Annotated in this window: 25 protein-coding genes; 10 read left to right on the forward strand and 15 right to left on the reverse strand. The window is 33.0% G+C overall.

Going from position 1 to position 25,584, the window contains the following annotated elements:
- Positions 1 to 25 precede the first annotated feature (25 nt).
- Positions 26 to 844, reverse strand: a complete 819-nt coding sequence (gene panB / locus BC748_RS01355; RefSeq protein ID WP_133531666.1) for a 3-methyl-2-oxobutanoate hydroxymethyltransferase — start codon at positions 842 to 844, stop codon at positions 26 to 28.
- Between the two features lie 252 nt (positions 845 to 1,096).
- Between panB and BC748_RS01360 the strand changes: the two genes are divergently transcribed.
- From BC748_RS01360 to BC748_RS01380, 5 genes are all read left to right on the forward strand, one after another.
- Positions 1,097 to 2,260, forward strand: coding sequence for a sigma-54-dependent transcriptional regulator (locus BC748_RS01360; protein WP_133531667.1), 1,164 nt, complete (start codon positions 1,097 to 1,099; stop codon positions 2,258 to 2,260).
- Between the two features lie 70 nt (positions 2,261 to 2,330).
- Entirely contained in the window at positions 2,331 to 2,948 is a 618-nt protein-coding gene (locus BC748_RS01365) for a DEAD/DEAH box helicase (protein WP_133531668.1), read from the forward strand.
- Positions 2,949 to 3,072: 124 nt separating this feature from the next.
- Complete coding sequence (locus BC748_RS01370) at positions 3,073 to 3,291, forward strand: putative signal transducing protein (RefSeq protein WP_133531669.1); 219 nt, start codon at positions 3,073 to 3,075, stop codon at positions 3,289 to 3,291.
- 31 nt (positions 3,292 to 3,322) lie between these two features.
- Positions 3,323 to 3,568 carry a hypothetical protein gene (locus BC748_RS01375; protein ID WP_133531670.1) on the forward strand — a complete coding sequence of 82 codons (246 nt, stop codon included), beginning with the start codon at positions 3,323 to 3,325 and terminating at the stop codon, positions 3,566 to 3,568.
- 1 nt (position 3,569) lies between these two features.
- On the forward strand, positions 3,570 to 3,869 hold the full coding sequence (locus BC748_RS01380) for a type II toxin-antitoxin system RelE/ParE family toxin (protein WP_133531671.1): 300 nt from the start codon (positions 3,570 to 3,572) through the stop codon (positions 3,867 to 3,869).
- Between the two features lie 88 nt (positions 3,870 to 3,957).
- Here BC748_RS01380 and BC748_RS01385 read toward each other — a convergent pair whose 3' ends face one another.
- The 5 genes from BC748_RS01385 to BC748_RS01405 form a co-directional block, all read right to left on the reverse strand.
- Positions 3,958 to 5,181: an MFS transporter gene (locus tag BC748_RS01385; protein ID WP_133531672.1), complete on the reverse strand. Its 1,224-nt coding sequence runs from the start codon at positions 5,179 to 5,181 to the stop codon at positions 3,958 to 3,960.
- Between the two features lie 261 nt (positions 5,182 to 5,442).
- On the reverse strand, positions 5,443 to 5,670 hold the full coding sequence (locus tag BC748_RS01390; RefSeq protein WP_133531673.1) for a hypothetical protein: 228 nt from the start codon (positions 5,668 to 5,670) through the stop codon (positions 5,443 to 5,445).
- Between the two features lie 30 nt (positions 5,671 to 5,700).
- Positions 5,701 to 6,144, reverse strand: coding sequence for a hypothetical protein (locus BC748_RS01395; protein ID WP_133531674.1), 444 nt, complete (start codon positions 6,142 to 6,144; stop codon positions 5,701 to 5,703).
- Between the two features lie 152 nt (positions 6,145 to 6,296).
- The gene (locus tag BC748_RS01400) at positions 6,297 to 7,001 is read right to left on the reverse strand and encodes a HEPN domain-containing protein (protein ID WP_133531675.1); all 705 of its coding nucleotides are present in this window, start codon (positions 6,999 to 7,001) and stop codon (positions 6,297 to 6,299) included.
- Positions 7,002 to 7,148: 147 nt separating this feature from the next.
- Positions 7,149 to 8,033 carry a hypothetical protein gene (locus tag BC748_RS01405; RefSeq protein ID WP_133531676.1) on the reverse strand — a complete coding sequence of 295 codons (885 nt, stop codon included), beginning with the start codon at positions 8,031 to 8,033 and terminating at the stop codon, positions 7,149 to 7,151.
- An 838-nt stretch (positions 8,034 to 8,871) separates the two neighbouring features.
- Between BC748_RS01405 and BC748_RS01410 the strand changes: the two genes are divergently transcribed.
- The gene (locus tag BC748_RS01410) at positions 8,872 to 10,506 is read left to right on the forward strand and encodes an ABC-F family ATP-binding cassette domain-containing protein (RefSeq protein ID WP_133531677.1); all 1,635 of its coding nucleotides are present in this window, start codon (positions 8,872 to 8,874) and stop codon (positions 10,504 to 10,506) included.
- A gap of 99 nt (positions 10,507 to 10,605) precedes the next feature.
- Here BC748_RS01410 and BC748_RS01415 read toward each other — a convergent pair whose 3' ends face one another.
- The 6 genes from BC748_RS01415 to BC748_RS01440 all read right to left on the reverse strand — a co-directional run bounded on the left by BC748_RS01415 (position 10,606) and on the right by BC748_RS01440 (position 16,323).
- Positions 10,606 to 11,061: a heme-binding domain-containing protein gene (locus BC748_RS01415; RefSeq protein ID WP_133531678.1), complete on the reverse strand. Its 456-nt coding sequence runs from the start codon at positions 11,059 to 11,061 to the stop codon at positions 10,606 to 10,608.
- Between the two features lie 41 nt (positions 11,062 to 11,102).
- Complete coding sequence (locus tag BC748_RS01420; protein ID WP_133531679.1) at positions 11,103 to 11,801, reverse strand: SIMPL domain-containing protein; 699 nt, start codon at positions 11,799 to 11,801, stop codon at positions 11,103 to 11,105.
- Positions 11,802 to 11,962: 161 nt separating this feature from the next.
- A complete protein-coding gene (locus tag BC748_RS01425) occupies positions 11,963 to 13,855 on the reverse strand; it encodes a vWA domain-containing protein (protein WP_425459544.1) in 1,893 nt (630 codons plus the stop codon).
- A 72-nt stretch (positions 13,856 to 13,927) separates the two neighbouring features.
- Positions 13,928 to 14,842 (reverse strand): hypothetical protein, encoded by a 915-nt coding sequence (locus BC748_RS01430; protein WP_133531681.1) that lies wholly within the window; start codon positions 14,840 to 14,842, stop codon positions 13,928 to 13,930.
- Between the two features lie 15 nt (positions 14,843 to 14,857).
- A complete protein-coding gene (locus BC748_RS01435; RefSeq protein ID WP_162846384.1) occupies positions 14,858 to 15,364 on the reverse strand; it encodes an RNA polymerase sigma factor in 507 nt (168 codons plus the stop codon).
- Between the two features lie 125 nt (positions 15,365 to 15,489).
- A complete protein-coding gene (locus tag BC748_RS01440) occupies positions 15,490 to 16,323 on the reverse strand; it encodes a DUF6929 family protein (protein WP_133531683.1) in 834 nt (277 codons plus the stop codon).
- 131 nt (positions 16,324 to 16,454) lie between these two features.
- Here BC748_RS01440 and BC748_RS01445 point away from each other — a divergent pair, with 131 nt between their 5' ends.
- Complete coding sequence (locus tag BC748_RS01445; RefSeq protein ID WP_133531684.1) at positions 16,455 to 17,330, forward strand: PPK2 family polyphosphate kinase; 876 nt, start codon at positions 16,455 to 16,457, stop codon at positions 17,328 to 17,330.
- A 41-nt stretch (positions 17,331 to 17,371) separates the two neighbouring features.
- Here the strand turns inward: BC748_RS01445 and BC748_RS01450 are convergent, their stop codons facing one another.
- The gene (locus BC748_RS01450) at positions 17,372 to 18,400 is read right to left on the reverse strand and encodes a T9SS type A sorting domain-containing protein (RefSeq protein ID WP_133531685.1); all 1,029 of its coding nucleotides are present in this window, start codon (positions 18,398 to 18,400) and stop codon (positions 17,372 to 17,374) included.
- A 123-nt stretch (positions 18,401 to 18,523) separates the two neighbouring features.
- On the opposite strand from BC748_RS01450, the gene BC748_RS01455 reads away from it, so the two are divergent.
- Positions 18,524 to 19,897 carry an MATE family efflux transporter gene (locus BC748_RS01455; RefSeq protein ID WP_133531686.1) on the forward strand — a complete coding sequence of 458 codons (1,374 nt, stop codon included), beginning with the start codon at positions 18,524 to 18,526 and terminating at the stop codon, positions 19,895 to 19,897.
- Positions 19,898 to 20,004: 107 nt separating this feature from the next.
- Entirely contained in the window at positions 20,005 to 20,232 is a 228-nt protein-coding gene (locus BC748_RS01460) for a hypothetical protein (RefSeq protein ID WP_133531687.1), read from the forward strand.
- A gap of 13 nt (positions 20,233 to 20,245) precedes the next feature.
- On the opposite strand, the gene BC748_RS01465 is transcribed toward BC748_RS01460, so the two are convergent.
- Both BC748_RS01465 and BC748_RS01470 read right to left on the reverse strand, forming a co-directional pair.
- Positions 20,246 to 20,881: a response regulator transcription factor gene (locus BC748_RS01465; protein WP_133531688.1), complete on the reverse strand. Its 636-nt coding sequence runs from the start codon at positions 20,879 to 20,881 to the stop codon at positions 20,246 to 20,248.
- A complete protein-coding gene (locus BC748_RS01470) occupies positions 20,878 to 22,071 on the reverse strand; it encodes a sensor histidine kinase (protein ID WP_162846385.1) in 1,194 nt (397 codons plus the stop codon). Before BC748_RS01470 ends, BC748_RS01465 begins: the two co-directional genes overlap by 4 nt.
- A gap of 636 nt (positions 22,072 to 22,707) precedes the next feature.
- On the opposite strand from BC748_RS01470, the gene BC748_RS01475 reads away from it, so the two are divergent.
- Positions 22,708 to 25,572, forward strand: coding sequence for a sensor histidine kinase (locus tag BC748_RS01475; protein ID WP_133531690.1), 2,865 nt, complete (start codon positions 22,708 to 22,710; stop codon positions 25,570 to 25,572).
- Positions 25,573 to 25,584 lie beyond the last annotated feature (12 nt).

Below are 25,584 nucleotides of genomic sequence, written 5' to 3' on the forward strand. Positions count from 1 at the left end.
ATAATCTAAAAATCTAACAATCTAATTAATATTGTTCACTAGAATTAGGAAAATCTTTCGATTTCACATCAGCAACATAATTTCCAATCGCTTTGGTCATTTGTTCATACAAATCTAAATAGCGACGCAAAAATCGTGGACTAAATTCATTATTCATTCCAAGCATATCGTGGATAACCAAAACTTGACCATCAACGCCACCGCCAGCACCAATTCCAATAACAGGAATAGAAATAGTTTTGGCTACTTTTTCGGCCAAAGCCGCAGGAATTTTTTCTAAAACCAACGCAAAACAACCTAATTTTTCAAGCAATTTTGCATCTTCAATCAACTGTTCTGCTTCCGCATCTTCTTTAGCACGAACTGTGTACGTTCCAAATTTATAAATCGATTGTGGCGTTAAACCCAAATGTCCCATAACTGGAATTCCTGCATTCAAAATACGCTTAATACTTTCTTTAATTTCGCTTCCGCCTTCCAGTTTTACAGCATGTCCGCCGCTTTCTTTCATAATTCTAATAGCCGAACGCAACGCTTCCTTTGGATCACTTTGATAACTTCCAAAAGGCAAATCCACCACAACCAAAGCTCGTTCAATAGCTCGAACCACACCCGAAGCGTGATAAATCATTTGATCCAACGTTATTGGCAACGTTGTTTCGTGTCCAGCCATAACATTACTCGCCGAATCACCAACCAAAATCACATCAACACCAGCCGAGTCAACAATTTTAGCCATCGTAAAATCATACGCCGTAAGCATTGAAATCTTCTCGCCATTCACCTTCATGTCAATCAATGACTTAGTCGTAATCCTTTTATAATCTTTTTTTGCAGTAGACATAACATTTCGTTTATAAGTCGTAAAAGTATAAAATCTATTTTTGATGCAACAAAAATCAACCCAATAATGTGAATTTATACTACTTTTGTCAAAACTGATTTAGGAGCGAATCGTTTGAGCTATTTAAAAGCCATTTTCCTGCTTTTCGCGCTACACGGTAGCTAGCTTCAATCAGGGCTAAAACCAAAACCATTTGAATTTCAGTGAACTTTGCGAATTAGCTTTGCGAACTTTGCGGTTAAAAATAAAAATATGCCAAAAATATTAATCATCGAAGACGAAGCAGCCATCAGAAGAGTTCTAACCAGAATCCTTTCTGAAGAAAGCAGCACGTATCAAGTAGAAGAAGCCGAAGATGGCGTTCAAGCTTTAGAAAAGATAAAAAACAGCGACTACGATTTAGTGTTATGCGACATCAAAATGCCAAAAATGGATGGCGTCGAACTACTAGAAGAAGTCAAAAAAATAAAACCCGAAATCCCAATGGTGATGATTTCTGGTCACGGCGACATGGAAACCGCCATCCAAACCATGAGACTTGGTGCATTTGATTATATTTCAAAACCACCCGATTTAAACCGATTGTTGAATACAGTTCGCAATGCGTTAGACAAAAAACAACTCGTAGTGGAAAACAAAATTCTAAAGAAAAAAGTTTCCAAAAACTACGAAATCATTGGCGAAAGCGAACCTATCAATCAAATTAAATTAATGATTGAAAAAGTGGCCCAAACCGATGCACGAGTTTTAATTACTGGACCAAACGGAACTGGAAAAGAATTGGTTGCCCATCAATTACATCAAAAAAGTGAGCGTTCCAATTCACCAATCGTAGAGGTAAACTGTGCCGCCATTCCATCAGAATTGATAGAAAGCGAACTTTTTGGTCACGTAAAAGGCGCATTTACATCAGCTGTAAAAGATAGAGCAGGAAAATTTGAAGCTGCCGATGGTGGAACTATTTTCTTAGACGAAATTGGCGATATGAGTTTAGCAGCGCAAGCTAAGGTTTTACGGGCTTTGCAAGAAAGTTTAATCCAACGTGTTGGAGCAGACAAAGACATTAAAGTGGATGTTCGCGTTATTGCCGCAACCAACAAAGATTTGAAAAAAGAAATCTCCGAAGGTCGTTTCCGTGAAGATTTATACCATCGTTTAGCTGTAATTTTAATTAAAGTTCCAGCGTTGAACGATAGACGTGATGATATTCCGTTATTGGTAGAACATTTTGCTGTAAAGATAGCCGAAGAACAGGGAAATGCACAAAAATCATTTTCAAAGCAAGCTATTAAATTATTACAAGAATACGATTGGACAGGAAACATTCGCGAGTTACGAAATGTAGTGGAACGATTAATAATTCTTGGTGGAAACGAAATTTCAGAAACCGATGTGAAGTTATTTGCATCAAAATAATAAAGAGATAAGGGATAAGTCAAAAGCAATAAGTCTAATCCCTTTTCCCTTAAAACTTTTCCCTTAAATAATGAATTTAAAAAAAATAAACCCAAACCTCCAAAAGGCACTCATTGAAAACGGATTAACCGAAGCCAATGAAATGCAACAAGAAACATTTTCTACTATAAAAAGTGGAGCAGATGCTGTTATTCAATCGCCTGGCGGAAGCGGAAAATCATCAACGATTGTGATTAACGTTTTGCAACGAATGGAGAAATCCGTTGGCGAAAGCACTAGAGTTTTGATAATGGTTGAAAACAAAGAAAAGGTTTTAGAGATGGAAGAACTATTTCTAAAATTTGGAACCTATCATGATTTAAGCATTTTAGGCGTTCATGATAAAGGCGATATTGACTATGACAAAAATGTGATTTCAATGGGATTGGATGTTTTGATTGGAACACCCAACAAAATAAATGCTATGTTCTCTTCGGCAGGTTTTAACATCAATACGATCAAAATGTTTATAGTTGACGATGCTGATGTGTTGTTTAGAAATCGAATGGATGCCGTTATACTACGATTATCAAGCAGCGTTGAAAAAACACAACGTTTGTTCTTTTGTTCACAGATAACAGAAAGAGTAGAAGTTTTAGCCGAAAAAATAATGATTGAACCGCTTTTCTTCGAAATGGAAGAGGAATAGTTTTCAGTCGCAGTCTCAGTTTTCAGTTTTCAGTCTGTCACACTAGTTTATGCTGAGCGAAGACGAAGTACAGTCGAAGTGCCAAAACAACAATACTTTAATACAATATACATCATACAAAAAAATGGGATTAATAAAAATATTTTCAGGAAGTGAAATTTTAGCTTTAGGATTAAAGCAAAAACTAGAAGCAATCGATTTGAATGTGGTTGTAAAAGACAACATTCAATCCGCTCGATTAGGCGGTTTTGGCAATGCCGATTTAGCCGTAGAATTGTTTATTCAAGAAAGAGATTATGGCAAAGCACATCCTATAATTGAGGAGTTTAGGATGAGTTTGTAAATTTTGTATATTTGTTTTTTAATCTTGAACTATGGATATAGCTGCAAAAAAAAATGAATTAGTGAACTGGTTACTTGCTTTAGATGATGAAAGTAAACTAAAAAAAATCATTGCATTAAAATCTGTTTTAGATAAAGAAGTTGTTGCGCATACTATTAGTGGTTATCCAATTGATAAAGAAGAATATATCAATATGGTTAAAGAAGCTGACGATAGAATTTCATCAGGGAAATATACAACGATTGAAGACTTAGAAAAAGAAATTGAGAATTGGTAGGATGAAAAAAACAATTCAAATTCTTTGGGATAATCAAGCAAAAGCTGATTTGAAGTTAATTTTTGAATTCATCAAATTAAAATCGCCTCAAGGAGCTAAAAACGTGGTCCGAGATATTGTATTACAAAGTAAAAATATCCACTTTACCGAACAGTATCAAGTTGATGAATTTCTTGGTGAACCCTACAGAAGAATGGTTGTCAGAAACTATAAAATCATTTACAAAGTTCAATCCGAAACTGAAATTAGAATTCTTCAAATTTTTGACACTCGTCAAAATCCAATAAAAATAAAAAAATAGCTTTTCTCAAAAATTTAATAACTAACGGAGTGTTATTAAGTAGGAGTGAAATGAATCTTGTAATTGAGGAACTTAGGATGAGTATTTATTACCTAAAAACCTTCAATCGACTAACCAATATCGAAATAAACACACCAAAAATCCCGATAAAAGCAAACGAATACTGAAGACTTGTCATTTCGGCTATGAAACCAATTAATGGTGGACCAATCAAAAAACCAAGAAAACTGATACTCGTTACGATAGTTAAAGCAATTCCTGTTGGAACATTTTTTACGTTTCCTGCCGCATTAAATATAATAGGAACAACGTTAGAAACCCCAAACCCAACCAGCATAAAAGCAATCGTACACGGAATTAAATAAGGTAGCAACACTGCCAAGTACAGTCCAAAAGAGATAACAATTCCGCTGATAATCAATACTTTTTTCGCACCATATTTATGTACAAGAATATCACTTAAAAATCGTCCAGAAGCCATACTTATCATAAACGAAGTATAACCCAAAACAACCAAAGCGCCAGGAGCTTTAACTATTTCTTTAAAATAAACACCACTCCAATCAAACATAATACCTTCGCTTGCCATACAACAAAAACAAATTACACCAAGCCAGAGTAGCGTAGTATCAGGATTTTTGAAAAAGGAATAGGATGTTTTTTCTTCAGTGGTTTTTGATTTTGCCTTTATAATAAACTTATAGTTAAACAGGATAATCAAACAAACGATGACGAAAGCGATTGTGAAATGCTGAAGCGGATTTAAGTTCAATGTTAACATCAGCAAACCTAGTAAAGCTCCACTAAATCCAGCCAATGACCACGAACCATGAAACGAACCCATGATAGGTTTTGAAAACAATTGTTGTGTATAAACTCCTTGAGTATTCACAGCGATGTTGCAAAAATTACCAAAAAAACCAAATAGAAAAAGACCAACGGCTAGCTGCCAACTCAAAGTAGCAAATCCCAATAACGGCAAACAAGCAGAATAGGTTAGTAGTCCAAGAATGGTTATAGCTCGACTTCCATATTTTGTTACAATTTTTCCCGAAAACGGCATGGCAAAAAGTTGTCCGATTGGAAGTGCAAAAAGCATAGTGCCTAAATCAGCTTCAGAAAGATTAAGCATGGTTTTAAAATCAGGAATACGACTTGCCCAAGTTGCAAAACTAAATCCCATACCAAAGAAAAAGAGCGATGTAGCTAATCGAACTCGATTAAGATACGATAGTTTAGCGTTTCTAAAAACCTTTTTGATTTTAGCTTTTGGTAATATTTTAGTTAAGAAGCTATAGTTGAGTAACGGCATTTTTGATAGTTTCTCTATTAATTTGTAGCTAAAATAACTAATCTATTTTTGATAGGATAACAGATTGTATTTTTATGAATACTATATCGTTTGAAGGTTTTTTTAGAATAGAAGATTACTTACAGTTTGTTGTGAGTTATTAAATGCTTAAATTTTGTGAGTTGTAAAAAAATGGGAAGGACTTCTCTAATTGATTTTACAAAAAAAAAACCAGCTATTGCGCTAAACGGCTGTTAGCAGCTGGCTTTATACTTTAAAACTTTACCTTTTATTAACTGGTAATTTAATTCCCACTAAATCAATGTCTGGGAAATCAATAATAAAATTTAAATATATTTTGGAGGCTATTTTCCACCCGTTATAATCCAATTGTGGATTTTCTAAGATTGCTTTTTTGCAAGCACAACTTAGTTTTTCTTTTTGAATTTCACTTAGTTTATCACTTACTAGAGTTTCATATAATTTATTTGAAATTAGTTCGATATCCATTTTATTTTACAAATTTTTATAACTCAGACTTTATTTTATGTATTCAATTTTTACTGGTTTCATTAAAGCTGTAAAGCAACCTTGTTGTGGTCCAAACATTCCTAAAATTTTAAAATGCCCAACTAATCTTTTTGATGATGGTCTACTGTCATAGAAAAAGTCGTCTCCTTTTCCAATATTTATTTGAAAACTATAACTGACAAGTTTCGTTTCTGAATCTTCATATAAATGGAAATAAAATTTATTTTCTTCGTCAACTTCATAATTTTCATCATTATCAAAATGAATATCTAAGAATACAATATGGTTAACTTTTTCAAAGATGAATTTCGCAAATTTCGCAGTATTTTTATTTGTGCAATCTTTTCCAATTCTTCCTGAGAATTTAGGAATTTTCTTTTTTGAATCTTTTATCTGAAAGTATAAAGCAATTAGCGCAATAACTAATGCAGTTCCACTAAGTATGTATTCCATGAATTATTGTCCTTATATTGCAATCCTACTATCGTTTTACAGCTTCGTATTCGTTGCGATTAAAGTGAACTGCTTACTGTCAGCTAAGATATTATTTTTTTGTGAAGAGAGAAGAAAAATTCAAGAAAAACCTGCCCAGCTAGTAATAGCTATTACAAGCTGTTATTTTTTAATAATAAATTTGGCTCAAATTCTGTAAACTTTGATATTTTACCATCATACTTATTCCTATAACTTCCACCTTTTACTATTTTTTGGGTTTGAACTACAGAATCAATTTGAATATGAATTGAAAAACCGATATCAGTTTTTTCCATGTAGTCTTTTTTGTTTTCTTTATTAAGGATAAAGTTGTTTTCATAAAGTTGTAAATCATTATCTTTAATAGCGCTACTATATGCTGTCAAAGAGTTTCCAACATTTTGTGGATTTGCGATAAATCTTTCTATAAAGTCAATAGTATAATCCAGTTCCCCAATGAATTGATTTATGAAAAACCCCATAAAAATTGGTTTTTCAATTTTGTCGTAATATCTGATTTTAAATGCATTTTCCAATATTTCTATGAAAACTGGATCAAATTCTCCGGTTATATCTTTATTGACTTTTGATAAAATATCTTTTAGTAATTCAAATCTGTCGAAATGATAATGATATTTTTCTCTCTTTTTTAGATTAAATACAATGAGAGCTTTTAGGTATTTTTCTACAGCTGTACTTGCAAGTGTTAGCCCTTGAATTATTAAATGATTATTAAGTAAGAAGCGCGCAGCAATATAATCTCGATAGCCTAAATCCATTAACCAGCTTCCTTTATAAAGTTTTTCCGTCCATGTAATTAAATTGTCGTCTTTCATAATATAATAGCTGGTAACGTGCCTTGGCTTTCATTCAGTGGTAACTTTTGGAACTAACTAAACAGATATAACTAAAATTTTATTTTACCAGCGTACTTTCCTGACAGCTTTGACCTAGCCATTAACGCTAGCTGATGTTAAACGCAGTTATTCTATTAGCTCAAGACATTTTTTTAATAATCTATGTGATTTTTTATAGTTGTCATGATATTGTTTAAACTTGAGTTGATAGATATTCAAAATATTTTCCATTTCTATAAATTGGAATGAACAGGATAGTAATAAATTATCAGATTCTTGTGTAATTTCTAAATCGGAATTTTGTTTATTCAAATCAAGTACTAATTTGATAAGCTGATTGTAAGTCACAAAAAAACGTGTTCTGTTTTCTTCTCCTAAATCTTGCCAATTTTTCCAAATTCTATCTTCAGCCATTAGAAACTCATAAAGTTTTCTTTGAGTTGGTGGAAATCGAAAGCCATTATATTTTCTATTTAAATCATCATGGTATTTTCTATACTCTTCTAAATGAGTATTATATTGCTTGTGGAAAAAATCAAATTTATTTACTAAATTTTCTATATCAATATCTATTCTTTCTTCAAAAAACTTTAAAGTTCTCAAAATTGTCCAAATCTTGTGATATGCCCTATTTCTGATTTTTCTTGAGCAAAAGTTCCAAAAAAACTTTTTTCGAAATGCATAATAATTATCTTTAAAATCTAATTCAAAAATTGTTTCTAAATAACTTATTGGTTTATGTGGTAAAAACCAACTTCCGTTATGAGAGACAGTAATTTGAGGATAAAATTCAGAAGCATGTTTCTCTTTTATTTTTAAATCTTGAATAACCTCTTCCAATAACAGATAAAAAGTCTTTCTAAGATTTTTACGATTGTTGAAATCTTTGATCCATGTAAATAGATAAGTCATGATTCCGCCAGTAATAAAAACAACAATCGAAATGAGTGTTGGTACCGAAACTGTATTATCAATTCCAAAAGTATTATTTATCCATTCAATTATATTCATCGTTGTGGTTTTAAAATAATTGCTAATACAGTTCCGATGCTTCTCGTCAGTTACTAAGTTATGAACTTTTTATTTTTGTTAAAGATAAAAATTCTTGCGAAACGTGAATGTGAGCTTACAAAAAAATTCGCAATTGCGAGAAACGGCTGTTATACAACGTTATTTATTCTGTTTTATAACTCTTAAATCTTTAATCAAGTACAAAAATATTATTAAGTGAAAGAAGTTTAATCCAACAACCCAATTTTCGCTATTTCCAAAAGTATTAAAAAGAAACTCTAAATTGAATACTTTAAAATCCAGTTTTGAAGTTAAATCCATTTCTTTGATAACATATAGCGACAAGTCAGGACCTATAATAAGTTTCCACGTAAAACTCATTAATAAAAAAGAAAATGACTGAAGGAAATAAATAAATGACAAGCAATAATAAGACACTCTTAAATGTTTGTTCATTCTGACGCAAACAACTGAAATTATGCAGAGAATACTAACTGCAATTTGTATTAATTCTCCAAATTTTGGTAATCTATAAAATAAATTTGCTGTATAAAGTATAAAACAAATTGAGTTGATTATCAAAATTAAATTCAATACTTTATTTTTCGTAAATTCGTCGTTTTGTTTTATAATGTTGTATAACTTATATATGTGCGCAACAAACATTCACATATCTACCTTAATTTGGGTGTATAGGCGAAGCTTTTTTGCTTTTATTTTCAAATATACAAAAACATCAAATTAACAATTAATGGAATGATGAAATAAAACTATCTTTGCGCCTTCAAAAAATAGATTGTCTAACAATCTAACGATCCAAAAATCTAATAATCTAAAAATGATTACAGTAAACGATATAGCCGTAGAATTTGGCGGTACAACACTTTTCAGCGAAGTAACTTTTGCCATTAATGAAACGGATAAGATTGCCCTAATGGGTAAAAACGGCGCAGGAAAATCTACCTTACTAAAGATAGTTGCAGGAGCAAACAAACCTACTCGCGGAACCATCTCGGCACCAAGCGATGCGGTTATTGCCTATTTGCCACAGCATTTACTAACCGAAGACAATTGCACGGTAATGGAAGAAACATCCAAAGCATTTGCAGCTGTCCTTAACATGAAAAAAGAAATCGACGACATCAACGAACAGTTGACCATTCGCACCGATTATGAAAGCGACGACTACATGAAACTGATTGAAAAAGTTTCAGAACTGTCTGAGAAATATTATTCCATCGAGGAAGTAAACTATGAAGCTGAGGTAGAGAAGATTTTAAAAGGTCTTGGCTTCGAAAGAGAAGATTTCAACCGTCCAACCAAAGAATTTTCCGGTGGTTGGAGAATGCGTATCGAATTAGCCAAAATACTTTTAACCAAACCCGATTTGATTTTACTCGATGAGCCAACCAACCACTTGGATATGGATAGTATTCAATGGCTGGAAGACTTTTTGATCAATCAAGCCAAAGCCGTAATGGTAATTTCCCACGATAGAGCGTTTGTGGATAACATCACCAACAGAACTATCGAAGTAACCATGGGAAGAATTTACGACTACAAAGCTAAATATTCTCATTATCTAGAACTTCGCAAAGACCGACGCATTCACCAACAAAAAGCCTACGAAGAACAACAAAAATTCATCGCCGACAATCAAGCCTTTATTGAACGTTTTCGTGGTACTTTTTCCAAAACAGAACAAGTGCAATCGCGTGTGCGAATGTTAGAAAAAATTGTTCCAATCGAGGTAGATGAAATAGACAATTCCGCTTTAAAGCTGAAGTTTCCACCATCAGTTCGTTCCGGTCAATATCCAGTCATTGTAAAAGATTTAGAAAAATCGTATGGTGATCATTTGATTTTTAAAGATGCTAATTTAGTGATTGAACGCGGACAAAAAGTAGCTTTCGTGGGTAAAAATGGTGAAGGAAAATCGACCATGATTAAAGCCATTATGAAAGAAATCGAAATCAATGGCGGTTCGGTAGAAGTAGGTCACAATGCACAGATTGGTTATTTTGCTCAAAATCAAGCGGCACAATTAGACGAAAACGCTACTATTTTTGAAACGATTGATAGAATTGCTGTTGGCGATGTTCGCACGCAGATTAAAAATATTCTAGGTGCGTTCATGTTCCAAGGTGATGACATTCACAAGAAAGTTAAAGTACTTTCGGGTGGCGAAAAAACACGTTTGGCAATGATAAAATTATTGTTGGAACCAGTGAATTTGCTAATTCTCGATGAACCTTCCAACCATTTAGACATGAAAACCAAAGACATCATCAAAGATGCGTTGCGCGATTTTGACGGAACGTTGATTTTAGTTTCCCACGACCGTGATTTCCTTGATGGTTTGGCTGAAAAAGTATTCGAATTTGGAAACAAACGAGTAAAAGAACATTTTGAAGATATTAAAGGTTTCTTGGCTAATAAGAAAATGGAAAGCTTGAAAGAGATAGAGAAGTAGTTTTTAGTGGTCAGTGGTCAGTATTTAGTGGTCAGTCGCAGTATTTAGTGTTCAGTAATAAAAAACCCGTCAGTTCAGTGGAAGTGACGGGTTTTAGTTTTATTCTTTATAGTTCAATTTTGTTCTGACACTTTTGAAATAATTAATTAAGGTATTTTTTTGTGCTTCGGTCAATGCTGCTTCTCGATGCACCAATGTATAACTTCCCAAAGGCATTTCATCTTTTTCGATGTACTCGATACATTCTTCCAGTTTGTGATCTTGTCTTTTTAATTCATAATCAGTAAAAGTGGAAAAATTAAGTTCCTCTCGACCTTCATCAATGTGACCTTTTAAAAACCATCCAGCAGGTTGCACATAGGAATACAACGGATAGTTACTTTGATTAGAATGACAATCGTAGCATGATGTTTTGATAATCGATGCAATTTCTTCGGGTGTGTTTTGTGTTTTCAAAAAGTCTTTACTTTCATCAACCGCAGGATTGGTTTTGTCAATTTGAAAAAACTGAAGTACAACCAACACTACTAAAAGCGCAATAAGTATTTTTTTCATTAGAATTGAATTTTATATAATAAAGGTAATGAAATAATTTGCTATTCCAATGCAAAGCGAACACCAATTTCACTTGAAATAGTGATTTTTTCGAATTCGATGTTGGTATTGTAATCCTTAGCGTCATAGTTTAATTGAGAAGATAAGCCTAATCTTATTTGTGATGATGCGCCAGGAATTCCATTAAAACTGTTTTTTTGCAATATATAGATAGCTTTCCCAACGGTTTGTCCCAACGGTTTTGTAAAACTAACAGCATTGGCTTTAGCATTTTCAATAGCTTTACTGTTCATTAAAAGCTGTAATTTCTTTTCATCAGAATGTTCTAATTTATCAATTCTAACGTTAGAAAGGCCAACTTCTTCCAAGCCAATAAATACCTTGGCGGTTGTTTTAGCATCAAAAACCAAAATAGAGTAGGACTTCGATTTTTGAATATCGGTTTGTTTCAAAAAGAATTTTTTGTAGTTGCTCATCATGTCCTGCATTGCAACGTTTTTATCCACATCAATGCCTAAAGTTTTTAGTTTGGTTAGCATATCGTTTTCTAATTCTTCCACCGATTTTTTTCCTTTTACATCTTTTTCAGAAATTAAAACATCAATGTAAATTCGGTTTGGTGTTACCAACGTATCAGCTTTTCCTTGTACTTCTAGATACGGTTTGTCGATAAAGTTTTTCTCTTGACTAAATGTTATGAAAGAAGTGAGAATTGCAATTAAAAAGAAGGTTTTTTTCATGGTATAAAGTGTTTTTTATAAAACGTTTTTTTAGTCAAATTATTGTATTAAGAGACTCCTCGTTCCTCGGAATGACAAACTGTGTGGAAAATAAATAATGACAAAATCCGCCAATTAATGCAACTGACGGATTTGCCACATTTAATCAAATTAACCCAAAATTATAAATTCACAGCTTCCATCAATCGGATGAATTCCGCTTTGTAACCTTCGTTATCGTTTTTGATGTTATTTTTGGCTAAGTTTTTTATGTCCGAAATAGATTTATTAGAAACCAATTCAGAATTTCTCAATTTCAATCCAAACCAAGCTACCGAAGCACAAAATTTAAAATCTTCTGAAGTTTGTTCTAATGTCGCAACATTGTTTTTAATTACTTCCACCATTTCGATGCTTTTTTCGCCATCAGGTTTTTTGTATCGGAATTTAATTGTTGCTAATTCCGCACCAAGATTAGTTGCTGATGGTTCGGTTTTAGTATATTTCAACTCATCCGTTGGTGTGAAAAATTTACTTTTTGTATTCACAGGAATGATTTCATATAAAGCCGTAACGGTATGTCCGCTGCCTAATTCGCCCGCATCAATAGCATCATTTTTAAAATCTTCGGGACGCAATTTTCGGTTTTCATAACCAATCAATCGATACGCTTGCACATGCGCAGGATTGAACTCAATTTGGATTTTGACATCTTTGGCAATGGCAAACATCGAACCTTTGAATTCTTTACCCAAAAAGCGATTAGCTTCTTGAATGTTATCGATATAAGCATAATTTCCGTTGCCTTTATTTGCTAACGTTTCCATTTTGCTGTCTTTGTAATTGCCCATTCCAAAACCTAAACAAGTTAAAAACACACCTGATTTTCGTTCTTCTTCAATCAATCGTTGCATATCATTATCCGAACTTGCGCCAACATTAAAATCGCCATCAGTTGCCAAAACCACACGGTTGTTTCCGTTTTTGATGAAATTTTCTTTCGCTGTTTTATACGCCAATTGAATTCCTGCGCCACCAGCTGTACTTCCACCAGCAGATAATTTTTCCAAAGCATCAATAATCGTCATTTTTTTATCGCCCGAAGTTGGAGGTAAAACCATTCCCGCTGCACCAGCATAAACTACAATGGTAACTTTGTCTTCGGCACGCAATTGGTTGACCAAAACTTTCAACGATTGTTTCAATAAAGGCAATTTATTTTCAGAAAACATCGAACCCGAAACATCAATCAGGAAAACTAGGTTAGAAGCCGGAAGTTTTTCGTCATTGATATTTTTTCCTTGTAAACCAATGCGAACCAACTTGTTATTAGTATTCCAAGGACATTCGCTGTATTCACTGTTGATGGAAAACGGATGTTCGCCTTTTGGTTCTGGATAATTGTATTTGAAAAAGTTCATCATTTCTTCCACGCGAACGGCATCTTTTGGAACTTTTTGTCCGTTGTTGATAAATCGACGAATGTTGGTATAAGAAGCATTATCCACATCAATTGAAAAGGTAGAAAGCGGTGATGATTTTGGACTTTCGAAAACATTTTCTACAAAAGTTCCATAATCTTCATCTCCAATATTTGGTGCAATTACATCATGTTTTGAAGGATAGTTTGGATTATAACTGTTGACTTCTTGTTTCATCAGACTATTACCTCGAATACTAATACTACTAGAATTGGCTACAACTTGAACTCCTGCCGCTTTGCCTTTTACTCTTTTAGGAGAATAACTATCATATTCTGAACCATATCCAACTACTACAACTTCATTAAGTGTAACTCCACTATCTAAAACCACATTAATTGTAGTTGCTTTTTTTACTTTCACTGTTTTAGAGTTATATCCTGTAAAACTGAAAACTAAAGTTTCTCCTTCTTTGGCTTTGATAGAATATTTTCCATCGATATCGGTTTGTGTTCCGCGAGTGGTTCCTTTTACGACAATACTTGCGCCAGGCAATGGTCCAGAAGTATCAGAAACAATACCTGTAATGGTTTTTTGCTTCGCCTGTTCGCTATTGCTCGGGTCTTGTGCAAAAGCTACGATACAAAAAAGCATAGCTATGGCTGATGAAAAGATTTTTGAATTTTTCATGACTTAAATTTTTAGAATGTTACACTTGATTTTTAGCTACTTTTTGAGCTTCGGTTTTCCGTTTTTAGTGGTAATGATTACAACACCTTTTTCTCCTTTTTTACCATAGACTTCGATGGCTTTTTCATTCTGCAGTATGGAAATAGTTTCAATGTCTTGTTGGTTCAAAGGCGAATATGGACTGGTTGGATTGGGACCAAAAACTTCTTTTTCTGAATATTCAACTCCGTTGATGATGTATAATGGATCAGGTAATATAATAATAGATTCAACATCGTTTGCGTCTAATTTTCCTAGTTTTTGCAAATCTTCGGCAACATCATCGATGACTAATAATGGTTCTTCTTTTATGCTCGATTTCATTTTGGCTTCAGCAATTCGACCTTTGGAATTTAGTTGTGTTGTATAGCTATTATTTTTAACACTTCGAGCATCAAAAACGTCTTTAATTAAATAGCCATTATATGAATTGGCATCATCTTTTTCTTTTTTAACGTCTTGAATAGCTACTTCTGAAACTGCTGCAGGTATTGGTGCTGCCATTTTTTTCGGTTTTACCGTGTCGTTCATAACAACTACATCGGCAGTTTTTGTTTGTTGTTTTAGAATTTCTTCGGCGTTTTCTTTTATGGCTGGATGTTTTTCTACGTCAGCAATAGCATTATTTTCTTCAATAATTGGAGTTGTAATGCTATCAGTAATAACAATTTCAGTAGTTGGAGTTACTGTTATTTTTTCGTTGTTCCAAAAATGATAACCGACAGAAACGACTAATAAAATAGAAGCAGCAACGGCTAACTTTTTCCAAAGTTTGGTTTCTTTTTTCAGGACTTTGGTATCCAATTTTTGTTCCACTCGGTTCCAGACGTTTTCCATTCCGGGAAAGTCTTTCGTTTCTGCATTTTCGGCAGCCGATTTGAATTGATTATATAATTTATCTTGATTTTCCATGATGTTGTGCTGAATTTATTTCAGTTTCGCTTTTTGATAATACAAATTGTTGACTAAAACCTGTAATTTGGTTTTGGCTACATTCAATTGTGATTTTGATGTTCCTTCGGAGATGTTAAGCATTTGCGCTATTTCTTTGTGACCAAAACCTTCTATGGCAAACAGATTAAAAATCGTTTTGCAACCTTCGGGAATATGGTTTAACAGATTGAGCAAATCTTCTTCTTCCATTTTGGTATCGTTTGTGTTTTCTGCTAAAACATGAATTTTTGTATCTTCTAAATACAGATTAAAATTGATGTTTTTCTTCAATTGAAGTAAGCATTGATTGACGGTTATTTTTCTTGCCCATGCTTCAAAAGCGCCAATTTCTTTTAGTTGGTCGAGTTTGGTAAATATGGTATAAAACGCATCCGCCATAACTTCTTCAATTTCTTCCTCTTTCTTTAAATACCGTTTGCAGGTTCGATACAACTTGGGCGACAACTGTTCATAGACTTGCCGCTGCGCTTCTCGCTGCATTTTTTTACAAGCTTGTATTAGGTTTTCGTTTATCAAAATGAATGTCTTTATTACTAAAGAGTATTATTTTATCAAAAAGGTTGGGAAGGAATGAAAAAAAGTTTTCAGTGGTCAGTTTTCAGTAATCATATTTTTAACTTCAACTGATATACATCCGCTTCCAAAACTTCAGTATCATTGTCTTCGCAAAGTAGAAATTCAATTTCGTTGGACGATTTTTTATACAATGTTAGTCCTTCAAATTTATGAGTATCGGAAATTTTTTGGGTGAAATCGATTTTCATTTTCTTTACATCAATTCGTCCGATGATGCTTCCAAGAACTTCACCATCATCATACGTTGAATTGGAATTTTCTGCAGAAGCCAAAAAGTAAATTTTGTCCTCTACTAAAATTGCATCAGTAAAACTAGTGCGAACGCCTTTGATTTTTGGGAGTTTGAATTCGTTAGAAATGATTTGAAATTCGTTAACTAGATTTTTTCCTTCTACAGTGAAAACTACATTTTTTCCTGTTTTTCCATTGCCACGATTGAAGAAAAACCAGCTTTCGCCATTATAAATTACGCCTTCGATGTTGAAATCTTCTGGAGCAATTTTGGCGAAGGATTGCATGGTTAAGTACAAATCGGTTAAATCTTGGGTTTTTATAACTTCTTTGGTTTTACTGTCAACTTGCACCATTGAGTTGCGGTTTTCTGTAGAACCTGAACCAAAAAGATAAAGACTATCGGCATGTTTTGTTATGGCTTCAAAATCGGGTTTGAATGCTTTTGGAATGTTTTCTTGTGCATTTTCGGATAAGGAATGGCGATTAAGTTTGGTGTTTTTGATTTCATATTCATACAGATACGAACTATTATCTGAAATAATATAAAGCGTCTCATCTTGATAGATTAATCCTGATGCAGAACCAATGCCGATGATTTTAAAAAGTAGCGAAAGTTGAAATTTTTCCATAAGTTAGCAGGTAAGTTTAGCCCGGATAGCAGTGGAAATCCTTTTCTTTTTTTCTTCAGAAAAAGAAAAGATTGAAACGTATAGCCGGAATAGCTCCTCAAAAATACTATTTTTAACATAAAAAGATACTTATGCATTCAATTAATCCAGAAGATTTTAGAGTAAAAGGCAAACTTGACTTGTCTAAAACACCAACAGAATTGTCGATTGAAACATCGAAAAAAGAAGAAGAAACGGCTTTGGACGATATTCAAAAAAAACTCAGTGCCAAGCAAGATGCGATGTATGCGCACAATCGTCATGCGTTTTTGATTTGTTTGCAAGGCATGGATACGAGTGGAAAGGATAGTTTGATTCGTGAGGTTTTTAAGGAATTCAATCCGCGTGGCGTTGTGGTTCATAGTTTTAAAACGCCTAATTCGACGGAGTTGGAACACGATTACCTTTGGCGACATTATTTGGCATTACCCGAGAAAGGAAAGTTTGCGGTTTTCAACAGAACGCATTATGAAAATGTTTTGGTGACGCGCGTGCATCCGGAATATATTTTGTTTGAAAATTTGCCTGGAATTGAGAAAGTTTCAGACATAACGCCACAGTTTTGGGAAAATAGGATGGAGCAAATCAATAATTTTGAAAAGCATATTGCGCAAAACGGAACGACCATTTTGAAGTTTTATTTTCACATGAGTAAGGATGAACAGCGCAAAAGATTGTTGAAACGATTGGAACAACCGGAAGATCAATGGAAGTTTTCGACAGGCGATTTGAAAGAACGCGAACGTTGGGACGATTATATGAACTTCTACGAAGAAGCGATTAATAAAACGAATACGGATTATGCGCCTTGGTATGTTGTTCCTGCGGATGATAAAGGTGTAGCGAGATATATTGTTGCTAAAACGATTTGGGAAAAATTAGAATCGTTAACGGATATTAGTGAACCTCAATTGGATCAAAAAGTGAAAGATAACCTTCAACTTTATAAAGACCAATTGAAAGGATAAAAAAAATGCGCTAAAATCTTTAGCGCATTTTTTTTAAATGGTTAATTCAAAATTATTTTTTGAGTAAATCGATTGTTTTCAGATGAAATCTCCACAATATAAATTCCTTTATTCTGAATTGGATTTATCGTTATATCATTATTATTTTCGTTGAGTGAAATTAATTTCGTTTCTATGTTTTTACCGTCAATGTTGTATATTGACAAACGAACTTTTTCTAAAGCAATGGAAGATTTAATGTTAAGTTTTCCTTGATTGGCTTGATTGCTTGTTATGATAAACGAATTTTTTGCAAATTCACTATTGGATAATGTGAAAGTTAATTCCTCCCATGTTCTTGCAACACTAACCAGACCAACTTTACCTGTTGGCATTCCAGCTGGACCAGCATTTTGTCTAAAAACTAATCTATCAATTCCACCAGCTTGGTCATTTCCTGCAAAATTTGTTGCGGAAACGTTATTTCCATTTTCTCCGGCTAAATAATTTGGATTTGCATACAGCGAAACAGTATCATCATTAGCTCCTGAACCTTGAGTGTATTTGAAGATTAATAAATAATCAGTTCCATAGTTATATGAATTAGATGTGTAAACAGTAGGATTTGAAGTATCACCTTTTCTAATTCCGATACTGTATGTACTTCCGCTTGTAGGTTGAACAAGTACTCTAAAAGTAGTTGTTATGAAACTGCCGTTTTGTACTCTAAAAAAATCTTGTGGCGATGTTTGTGCATTTGTTATATTGATAACCATACCAACATATAAATCTCCTGAAGTAACGGTAGTTCCGAATAATCTACCACATCCATCAGTATCTGGGGTTAAACTAAAAGCTTTTGATGAAGTTCCATAACCTGTATAACCGATATTTTGTTGAACCACTTGGGCATTTGAACATATAGCTCCAGTGCATGGACCTGAACCGCCATTGGATGAATTATTAGTCCATGAGCCTTGACCACTCAACTGAACACCTGTGGTGTAAGTGCTAAAATCATCTTTAAAAATATTTTGTGCATTGGTATTTAATGAAAATGCTATTGCAATTGAGAGTAGAATTTTTTTCATATTTTATTTTTTATTGGATTAGTTATCAAATTTATGAAAATATTTATTTTAAGAAATGTTTATAGCTATTTTATTTGTTTCATTGTCCTATTTTTGCATCCAATTTGAAAAATCAAAATTGCAATGAATTTTTCCCAATACACAAAAGAGTTTGCTTACAACATAAAACTGGCTTATCCTGTTGTTTTAGGAATGGTTGGTCATACACTCATAGGTATTGTTGACAATATTATGGTTGGAAAATTAGGTTCAACCGAATTGGCTGCAGTTTCGTTGGGAAACAGTTTGATTTTTGTTGCGATGTCGATAGGAATTGGTTTTTCTACTGCAATTACACCAATTATTGCCGAAGCTGATGCCGAAGGAAATACTTCTAAAATTCGCTCGGCTTTTCATAACGGATTGTTTTTGTGTACGGTTTTAGGGATTTTACTGTTTGGTTTGGTTGTTTTGGCAAAGCCGATAATGGAATTGCTACAACAACCTAAAGAAGTTATTGAACTGGCAAAACCTTTTTTGGATTGGGTTGCTTTTTCATTAATTCCGTTGGTTATGTATCAAGGTTATAAACAATTTGCCGATGGTTTGTCGATGACTAAATATTCGATGTATGCTATTATTATGGCGAATGTTTTGCACGTTTTCATTAATTATTTACTGATTTATGGAATTTGGATTTTTCCAAAAATGGGAATAGTTGGCGCAGCACTTGGAACGGTTATTTCACGTATTGCGATGGTTGTTTTTATGCATGTAATTTTGTCTCGAAAAGAAAAACTGAAACACTATTTTCATGGATTTAGTTTTGCCGAAATACAAAAATCAACCATTAAAAAGATTGTTAATCTAGGTTTGCCATCGGCGATGCAAATGTTGTTTGAAGTGGTTTTATTTACCGCAGCAATTTGGCTTTGCGGAAGCATTGGAAAAACAAGTCAAGCTGCTAATCAAATTGCGTTGAGTTTGGCTTCGTTGACGTTTATGTTTGCTATGGGATTGAGCGTGGTTTCTATGATTAGGATTAGTAACCAAAAAGGTTTAAACGATTATAAACAGCTTATAATCGTTGCGCGTTCGATATTTTTATTAGCTATTATAATCGAAATAATTTTTGCTTTATTGTTTGTTGCTTTTCATACTATTTTGCCACATTTATTTTTAAATATGGAAAATCAATCCCAATTGTTAGACAATAACGAAGTGATTAGTATTGCTGCCAAATTGCTTTTGGTTGCAGCTATTTTTCAGATTTCAGATGGAATTCAGGTTGTAGTTCTTGGCGCTTTACGAGGTTTGCAAGACGTTAAAATCCCGATGTATATTACTTTTGTAGCATATTGGATTTTTGGTTTTCCTATTTCGTATTATTTAGGGTTAAAAACCGATTTAGGTGCCGTTGGTGTTTGGATAGGTTTATTAGCAGGATTAACAGTAGCCGCAATATTTTTGTATCTTCGCTTTAATTATTTAACTAAAAAACTTATTGATACCGTTTAATGATTAATTTTTAATGTTTACTAATGATTATCAATAAATTAGTAATCATTTGCCATAATTCACTGACTATTAATCATTAATCACTAAACTTTAAACATTAAAAAATAATGCAATTACCAAAATTTGTACTCGCTGATAATTCTGATTTTCCAGAAGATATTTTTATTATTCACCTTGATTTTCCACGTTTTATAATCAACTTAAAAGACGATGAGGTAGAATTTCTTGAAGACCTTGAAGGAGAAGACGAAACTGAACTCGAAAGCGAAATGGAGCATTTAATTACGCTTGCTGGAGAGTTTTATGATAAAGAAATGAGTGAGTTTGAGGACTAGTAAGCAGCTTTTGTTATTCAAAGCCGTTTTTGATAGCATACACTGCTAATCCAACACGACTTTTTAAATCTAGTTTTTCAAATAAATTATCGCGATAGCTTTCTACTGTTCGGGGACTACAATGCATTAGTTCGGCTATTTCCTTATAGCTCATCTCTGTGATGCAATAGCGAAGAAATTCTTTTTCTCTTTCGGATAGTTTGTTAGCTAACTTCCCGTTAGTTTTGTTTATTGCCGAAAAAATTAGTCGAGATGCCCAATCTGGATAGTAATAGCCGTTTTCTATCATAGTATTCAGTGCTATTTCTAGGTCTCTTGGATGTGAGTTTTTTAATAAATAACTCTTTGCGCCATATTTTATCATTTTGTTGACACTTTCTTCATCTGTTTGCATACTAAGAACAACTACCATAATATCAGGATGATTTTCTTGAAGCCATTTTGCAGTGTCAAAACCATTCATTATCGGCATGCTGATGTCAAGCAAAACAATGTCTGGCAATTGGTTTTTCTTTATTATTTTATCAATAAGTTCCTTGCCATTTTCACATTCATAGAGTACTTCAAAGTTTTTGAAGTTACTGATTACTCCTTTGATGGCTTGGGCTATCAAAACGTGGTCATCTACTATGGCAATCTTTTTTTTCATTCTATTGGTAGTGTGATGGTAATTTTAGTACCAAAATTTAGTTTACTTTCTAAGACAAATGTTCCTTGAAGCATTTTTACTCGTTTCTTCATGTTTTTCAATCCCATACCGTTGGTATATCTTTGTTCGGTATCAAATCCTTTTCCGTCGTCGGTTAGGACTAGCACAATTTTCCCACTGTTGGAATGCATCACTATTGAAATCGTTTCACACTCAGAGTGTTTAATGCTATTCTGAATAAATTCTTGTACAATTCTAACAATTATTGTTTTAATTTCCGTTTCAATTTCAAGTTTTTTATTGTAACAAAGAAACTTAGCTTTGATGATTTTTAGTTTTTCTACCCGTTCGCATTCTTTTTCTATCAAGTCATAAATCATTTGCTCTGCTATAGAGTTTTGGGTTAACGATTTTGTTAATTCTCTCATTTCCCAGAGTGTTTCGTTTAGAATCCCGCTAATGTTGCCTATGGCTTCTTTAGTATCTGCACTGGTGTTTTCATGTTCTAACTGCTGAGTATATATACTGGCTAGCGTTAGTTTTTGACCAATATTATCGTGGATTTCTTTCCCAATGTTATCCATTGTTAGTTGTTGGATTTCATATTTAGTTGCATAGAGCTGGGTTTCGTAGAGCTGTTCGGCTTCTTTCTTTTCTTTGTTTACTTTAAAATAACGATAAACAAATGCCCCAACAAAACACAAGTTTTCTAAAAAGAAACCATAACACAAATAGTCGAAACCGGTATATTTACTATTACCTTCGGTGCTAAAGCTATCCCAAAGTGCAAGGAATCCACTAATAAACACAAAAGTAGTAGCCGCGAAAAGATACCTAAAAAATACCCTATCTAGGTTTTTTATCAAATGAATATAGAATACTATCGACAGCCCAATAACCACTATTCGAGTGATTAAAAACACCACAAAATCGCGACTCATAAACCTAGGAAACACAATAACAGCTATCGTATAAACAAACGTAAACCAAATGAATATCCTAAAATAAACCCGAAGTTTTCTAAATCTTTCGTCCTCAATAACCATTGCAAAATAGACAAAGGCACAGAACAAGAAGTGGCTCGCCATCTGCAAGATGTCTACCAATAAGTTCATGTTGCGTCTTCGCTCTGTCTTGGCAGGAAAATCGCCTGTGTTTTTATAATATACCACAAGAACGAACGCTATCAATACAGCTAGATAAACGCTATAGAACCGATACACCTTTGAAGAAAAGTAAAAATTAAGAAAAAGGCTAATAGCACCAGCCAAGCTTAAGAAACCGACAGAGTAGAAGCAAAGTTCTATAAAGAATGTATCATCACTATACATATAAGTAAAATAAATTTATAATCGGCTAATCAAAACTTAGCGTTTATAGCTAGCTTTTTTGTTTCTAAAGACAAATAAACGATAAGTTTTTTGTTAAAAATACCGTCATTTACTCTTATTTATATCCGTTAAACGACGGTATTTTTATACCGTTAAATACCCAGTATAAATACCGTTGTTTAACTACCTACAATTTAGAACAAATTAACAATATTTGGTTTATTAAAAAATAGTTGGATTATTGCTAATCAAAGAGTGTTGCTATTTTTGGCTTATCTCAATAATAACCCAACTCTTATAAACAAGTTTACTCATCGTTCTGATTTTATAATGTGGTTTTTTGAGATACTCCCAAAATCAGTACGTGATGCCCACTGATTTTGGGTAAGTATTAAAACAACTTTGGTCAACCTACTGATAGATTTATAACACATCCTAAAAAGTATTTTAATTTTTAAATAAAATCATATTAAAACTAAAAGCCAAATAGCGTTCTTGTTTTTCTTATTTTTCTTTTGGAATGTTTCCAAAGGGCAAAACTATAGTTTGGCCAATACATTTACTGTAAACGAAGGACTACCTAGCAATCATATTTATTCTATTACTAAAGACGATAAAGGTTTTCTTTGGATAGCAACTGATAATGGTATTTCTCATTTTGACGGTAAATGTTTTTATAACTATACAGTGAAAGATGGGTTACCGTCTAACGATGTGCTTCAAGTTGTTAAAGAAAACGATGGTACTATTTGGGTGAACTGCTACAAGCAACCACCTTCATATTTTGACCCCATAAATGATAGATTTGTCACAATCACTAACAATAAGGATGTTGACAAAATAAGTAATTTATTGTTGAATATATTTATTCTGCCTAAAGGAGGCATTCAGTTTTATTGTACTCATGGATATGTAATTTTTAAAAACAAAAAAGTAACAGAGGTTGGCAACGAATTATGTTTTGGAAAAGTTAGTATTAACAATAAAGACTATTCAATTTTTTCAAAAGGAGAAGTAATTGATGATAATATCGTTAGAGAAAATTTCTTATTTAAATTGAATAACAAAATTGTGAATAGCTTATCAATTATTGAAAAAGATAACTCTGACTATAGAATTATACATAATAATAGTATTTATAGGTTTAGTTCAAATAATTTTTTTAAACGTTTTTATAATTTTAAACCAAACTCTTTTTCCTACTCTAAAGATTCATTAAATCTAAACGAAAAAATAAAGTGGTGTACTTTTTCTAAAACTAAATTGAATATTATCACCAATTCAGGTAAAATATACATGTATGATAATAAAACATTAAAATTGTTGACTAAAATAGAAAACATCATTCCAGCCAATGTTGCTTTTCTCGACAACAAAGAAGATCTGTGGATAGGAACGACTGATAAAGGTTTATTATATTACAATCGTTCTAAGATTAAACAAATCAACTATCCTAATAATATTGGACAGGACAATTTTCTATCGATAACTGCTAACAGTAAAGGCGAAATTTTTGCTGGCAATTATTTAAGTCAGGTTTTTCAATTTTCTAAGAGTAAGAAGCAAATTATATCCATTCCTTCCGAAAATAAAACCATGTGGATTAGAGACCTTATCATATCAAAGGATAAAATAGTAGCCATCCACGACGAAGGATATAGCATCAATTTTAAAGAAAGTAGAAGAATAATTAATCCACATAACAATTTTTTTCTTTCGTTAAAGTCAGCTCTAAAAATCAATGATAGCTTACTAGCGCTAGGGACAATAAGTGGATTACATAAGTTAAACATCAATACCTGTAAAATTGAACCATTTGAAAGTCCTAAAAAAAGGATATTGCAATTAGCCAAAAAAGACACTACTCATTTGTATTATATTGTTAATCAAAGTATTTTTAAACTCAATTATAAGAATAATAAAAGCAAAGAGTTACCGCTTAAAAAACTATTTGTAAACAATGATCCTTCAGTCTTTACTAGTGGTGATTATAATCTTCTATGGATAGCTACGGTCAAAGGAGACCTAGTTGTTCTACTAAACGAAAAACCCCTTCAAGTAATTAAAAACGAAGAAGGACTACCAGACAATATTACAAACATCATTACTATTAAAGACAAAATTTGGATAGCTAGCAAATCGGGAATTTATGTTTTGCAATATAAATTAGTTAATACCAAGCTTCACTATTCTATTAATAAACTTTCCAAATCGGATGGATTGACTTCCAATGTAGTTAATCAATTGATTAACTATAATGATACTATTTATGCCGCTACTAATGTTGGGATTTCTATAATTCCTTGCGATATTGAATTTAAAAAATTTGAGATTAGACCAACTATTGTTGCTCTTAGTATTAAAAATAAAAAAGCTCCAATTGCTGAAGTTTATGATTTAAATGAAGACCAAACGGATATTAGCATTCAGTTTGCTGGCGTTGAACTTTCTGGACATTTTAAAAAACTTCAATATTCGCTTAACAGTAGAACTAACTGGCGATCACTTGAAGGAAACACACTCAATACATCGCTCACTGATGGAACCAATCGATTGTATATAAGAGCAATAGACGCCAACAACAATATTAGCACTAAAATCCTAAAACTAAAGTTTAACGTAGCTTTTCCTTTTTATAAAAAATTTTGGTTTTGGATGTTAATTTCTTTCAGTTTTGCTGGACTAGTTTTTTGTATAATATATCGAAGACGACTAGCCAAACAACGTACCATCTTTGAGCAGCAACTTGCCCTTGAACAACAGCGCAACAGAATCACTGCCGACTTCCACGACGAAATTGGTTCTACGCTGAGCAGCCTTCAAATTAACAGTGTTGTGGCTAATAAACTGATAGAAAAAAATCCAAAAGAAGCCCAAAAGTTATTAGAAAAAATAGAACTACAATCCGAAAACATTGCAGACAAAATAGGCGACATCATCTGGAGTATGAAACCAGGAAAAGAAGAATTTATGACTATTAGCACTCGTATAAAAAACTTTGCTAACGACATTCTTGGTGCAACACTAATAAATTATAAAATACAAATTAATACTCAGTTAGACACACTAATAACCGACATTAGTACCCGAAAAAACATAGTCCTAGTTACTAAAGAAGCTATAAACAACGCTGTAAAATATAGCAAAGCTACTAACGTAATTATCCGTCTTTCAATAGAAAATAATCAAATTTTATTAAAGATAACTGACGACGGAGTAGGGTTTGATTCAACCATGATAAAAGGAAACGGAATAACCAACATCAATAAAAGAATAACTGAGCTAAACGGTAAACTAGAAATAATCTCATCGCCCAACAATGGAGCAACAATAAAAGCCACCATTCCAATCATCCCTTAATTAAGGTATATT

Source organism: Flavobacterium dankookense, assembly GCF_004362665.1.
Taxonomy (GTDB): domain Bacteria; phylum Bacteroidota; class Bacteroidia; order Flavobacteriales; family Flavobacteriaceae; genus Flavobacterium; species Flavobacterium dankookense.

Bases quoted from the DNA above. Each gene is read 5' to 3' on its own strand.
- panB (WP_133531666.1), bottom strand. From the start codon at position 844: ATGTCTACTGCAAAAAAAGATTATAAAAGGATTACGACTAAGTCATTG.
- BC748_RS01360 (WP_133531667.1), top strand. From the start codon at position 1,097: ATGCCAAAAATATTAATCATCGAAGACGAAGCAGCCATCAGAAGAGTT.
- BC748_RS01365 (WP_133531668.1), top strand. From the start codon at position 2,331: ATGAATTTAAAAAAAATAAACCCAAACCTCCAAAAGGCACTCATTGAA.
- BC748_RS01370 (WP_133531669.1), top strand. From the start codon at position 3,073: ATGGGATTAATAAAAATATTTTCAGGAAGTGAAATTTTAGCTTTAGGA.
- BC748_RS01375 (WP_133531670.1), top strand. From the start codon at position 3,323: ATGGATATAGCTGCAAAAAAAAATGAATTAGTGAACTGGTTACTTGCT.
- BC748_RS01380 (WP_133531671.1), top strand. From the start codon at position 3,570: ATGAAAAAAACAATTCAAATTCTTTGGGATAATCAAGCAAAAGCTGAT.
- BC748_RS01385 (WP_133531672.1), bottom strand. From the start codon at position 5,181: ATGCCGTTACTCAACTATAGCTTCTTAACTAAAATATTACCAAAAGCT.
- BC748_RS01390 (WP_133531673.1), bottom strand. From the start codon at position 5,670: ATGGATATCGAACTAATTTCAAATAAATTATATGAAACTCTAGTAAGT.
- BC748_RS01395 (WP_133531674.1), bottom strand. From the start codon at position 6,144: ATGGAATACATACTTAGTGGAACTGCATTAGTTATTGCGCTAATTGCT.
- BC748_RS01400 (WP_133531675.1), bottom strand. From the start codon at position 7,001: ATGAAAGACGACAATTTAATTACATGGACGGAAAAACTTTATAAAGGA.
- BC748_RS01405 (WP_133531676.1), bottom strand. From the start codon at position 8,033: ATGAATATAATTGAATGGATAAATAATACTTTTGGAATTGATAATACA.
- BC748_RS01410 (WP_133531677.1), top strand. From the start codon at position 8,872: ATGATTACAGTAAACGATATAGCCGTAGAATTTGGCGGTACAACACTT.
- BC748_RS01415 (WP_133531678.1), bottom strand. From the start codon at position 11,061: ATGAAAAAAATACTTATTGCGCTTTTAGTAGTGTTGGTTGTACTTCAG.
- BC748_RS01420 (WP_133531679.1), bottom strand. From the start codon at position 11,801: ATGAAAAAAACCTTCTTTTTAATTGCAATTCTCACTTCTTTCATAACA.
- BC748_RS01425 (WP_425459544.1), bottom strand. From the start codon at position 13,855: ATGCTTTTTTGTATCGTAGCTTTTGCACAAGACCCGAGCAATAGCGAA.
- BC748_RS01430 (WP_133531681.1), bottom strand. From the start codon at position 14,842: ATGGAAAATCAAGATAAATTATATAATCAATTCAAATCGGCTGCCGAA.
- BC748_RS01435 (WP_162846384.1), bottom strand. From the start codon at position 15,364: ATGCAGCGAGAAGCGCAGCGGCAAGTCTATGAACAGTTGTCGCCCAAG.
- BC748_RS01440 (WP_133531683.1), bottom strand. From the start codon at position 16,323: ATGGAAAAATTTCAACTTTCGCTACTTTTTAAAATCATCGGCATTGGT.
- BC748_RS01445 (WP_133531684.1), top strand. From the start codon at position 16,455: ATGCATTCAATTAATCCAGAAGATTTTAGAGTAAAAGGCAAACTTGAC.
- BC748_RS01450 (WP_133531685.1), bottom strand. From the start codon at position 18,400: ATGAAAAAAATTCTACTCTCAATTGCAATAGCATTTTCATTAAATACC.
- BC748_RS01455 (WP_133531686.1), top strand. From the start codon at position 18,524: ATGAATTTTTCCCAATACACAAAAGAGTTTGCTTACAACATAAAACTG.
- BC748_RS01460 (WP_133531687.1), top strand. From the start codon at position 20,005: ATGCAATTACCAAAATTTGTACTCGCTGATAATTCTGATTTTCCAGAA.
- BC748_RS01465 (WP_133531688.1), bottom strand. From the start codon at position 20,881: ATGAAAAAAAAGATTGCCATAGTAGATGACCACGTTTTGATAGCCCAA.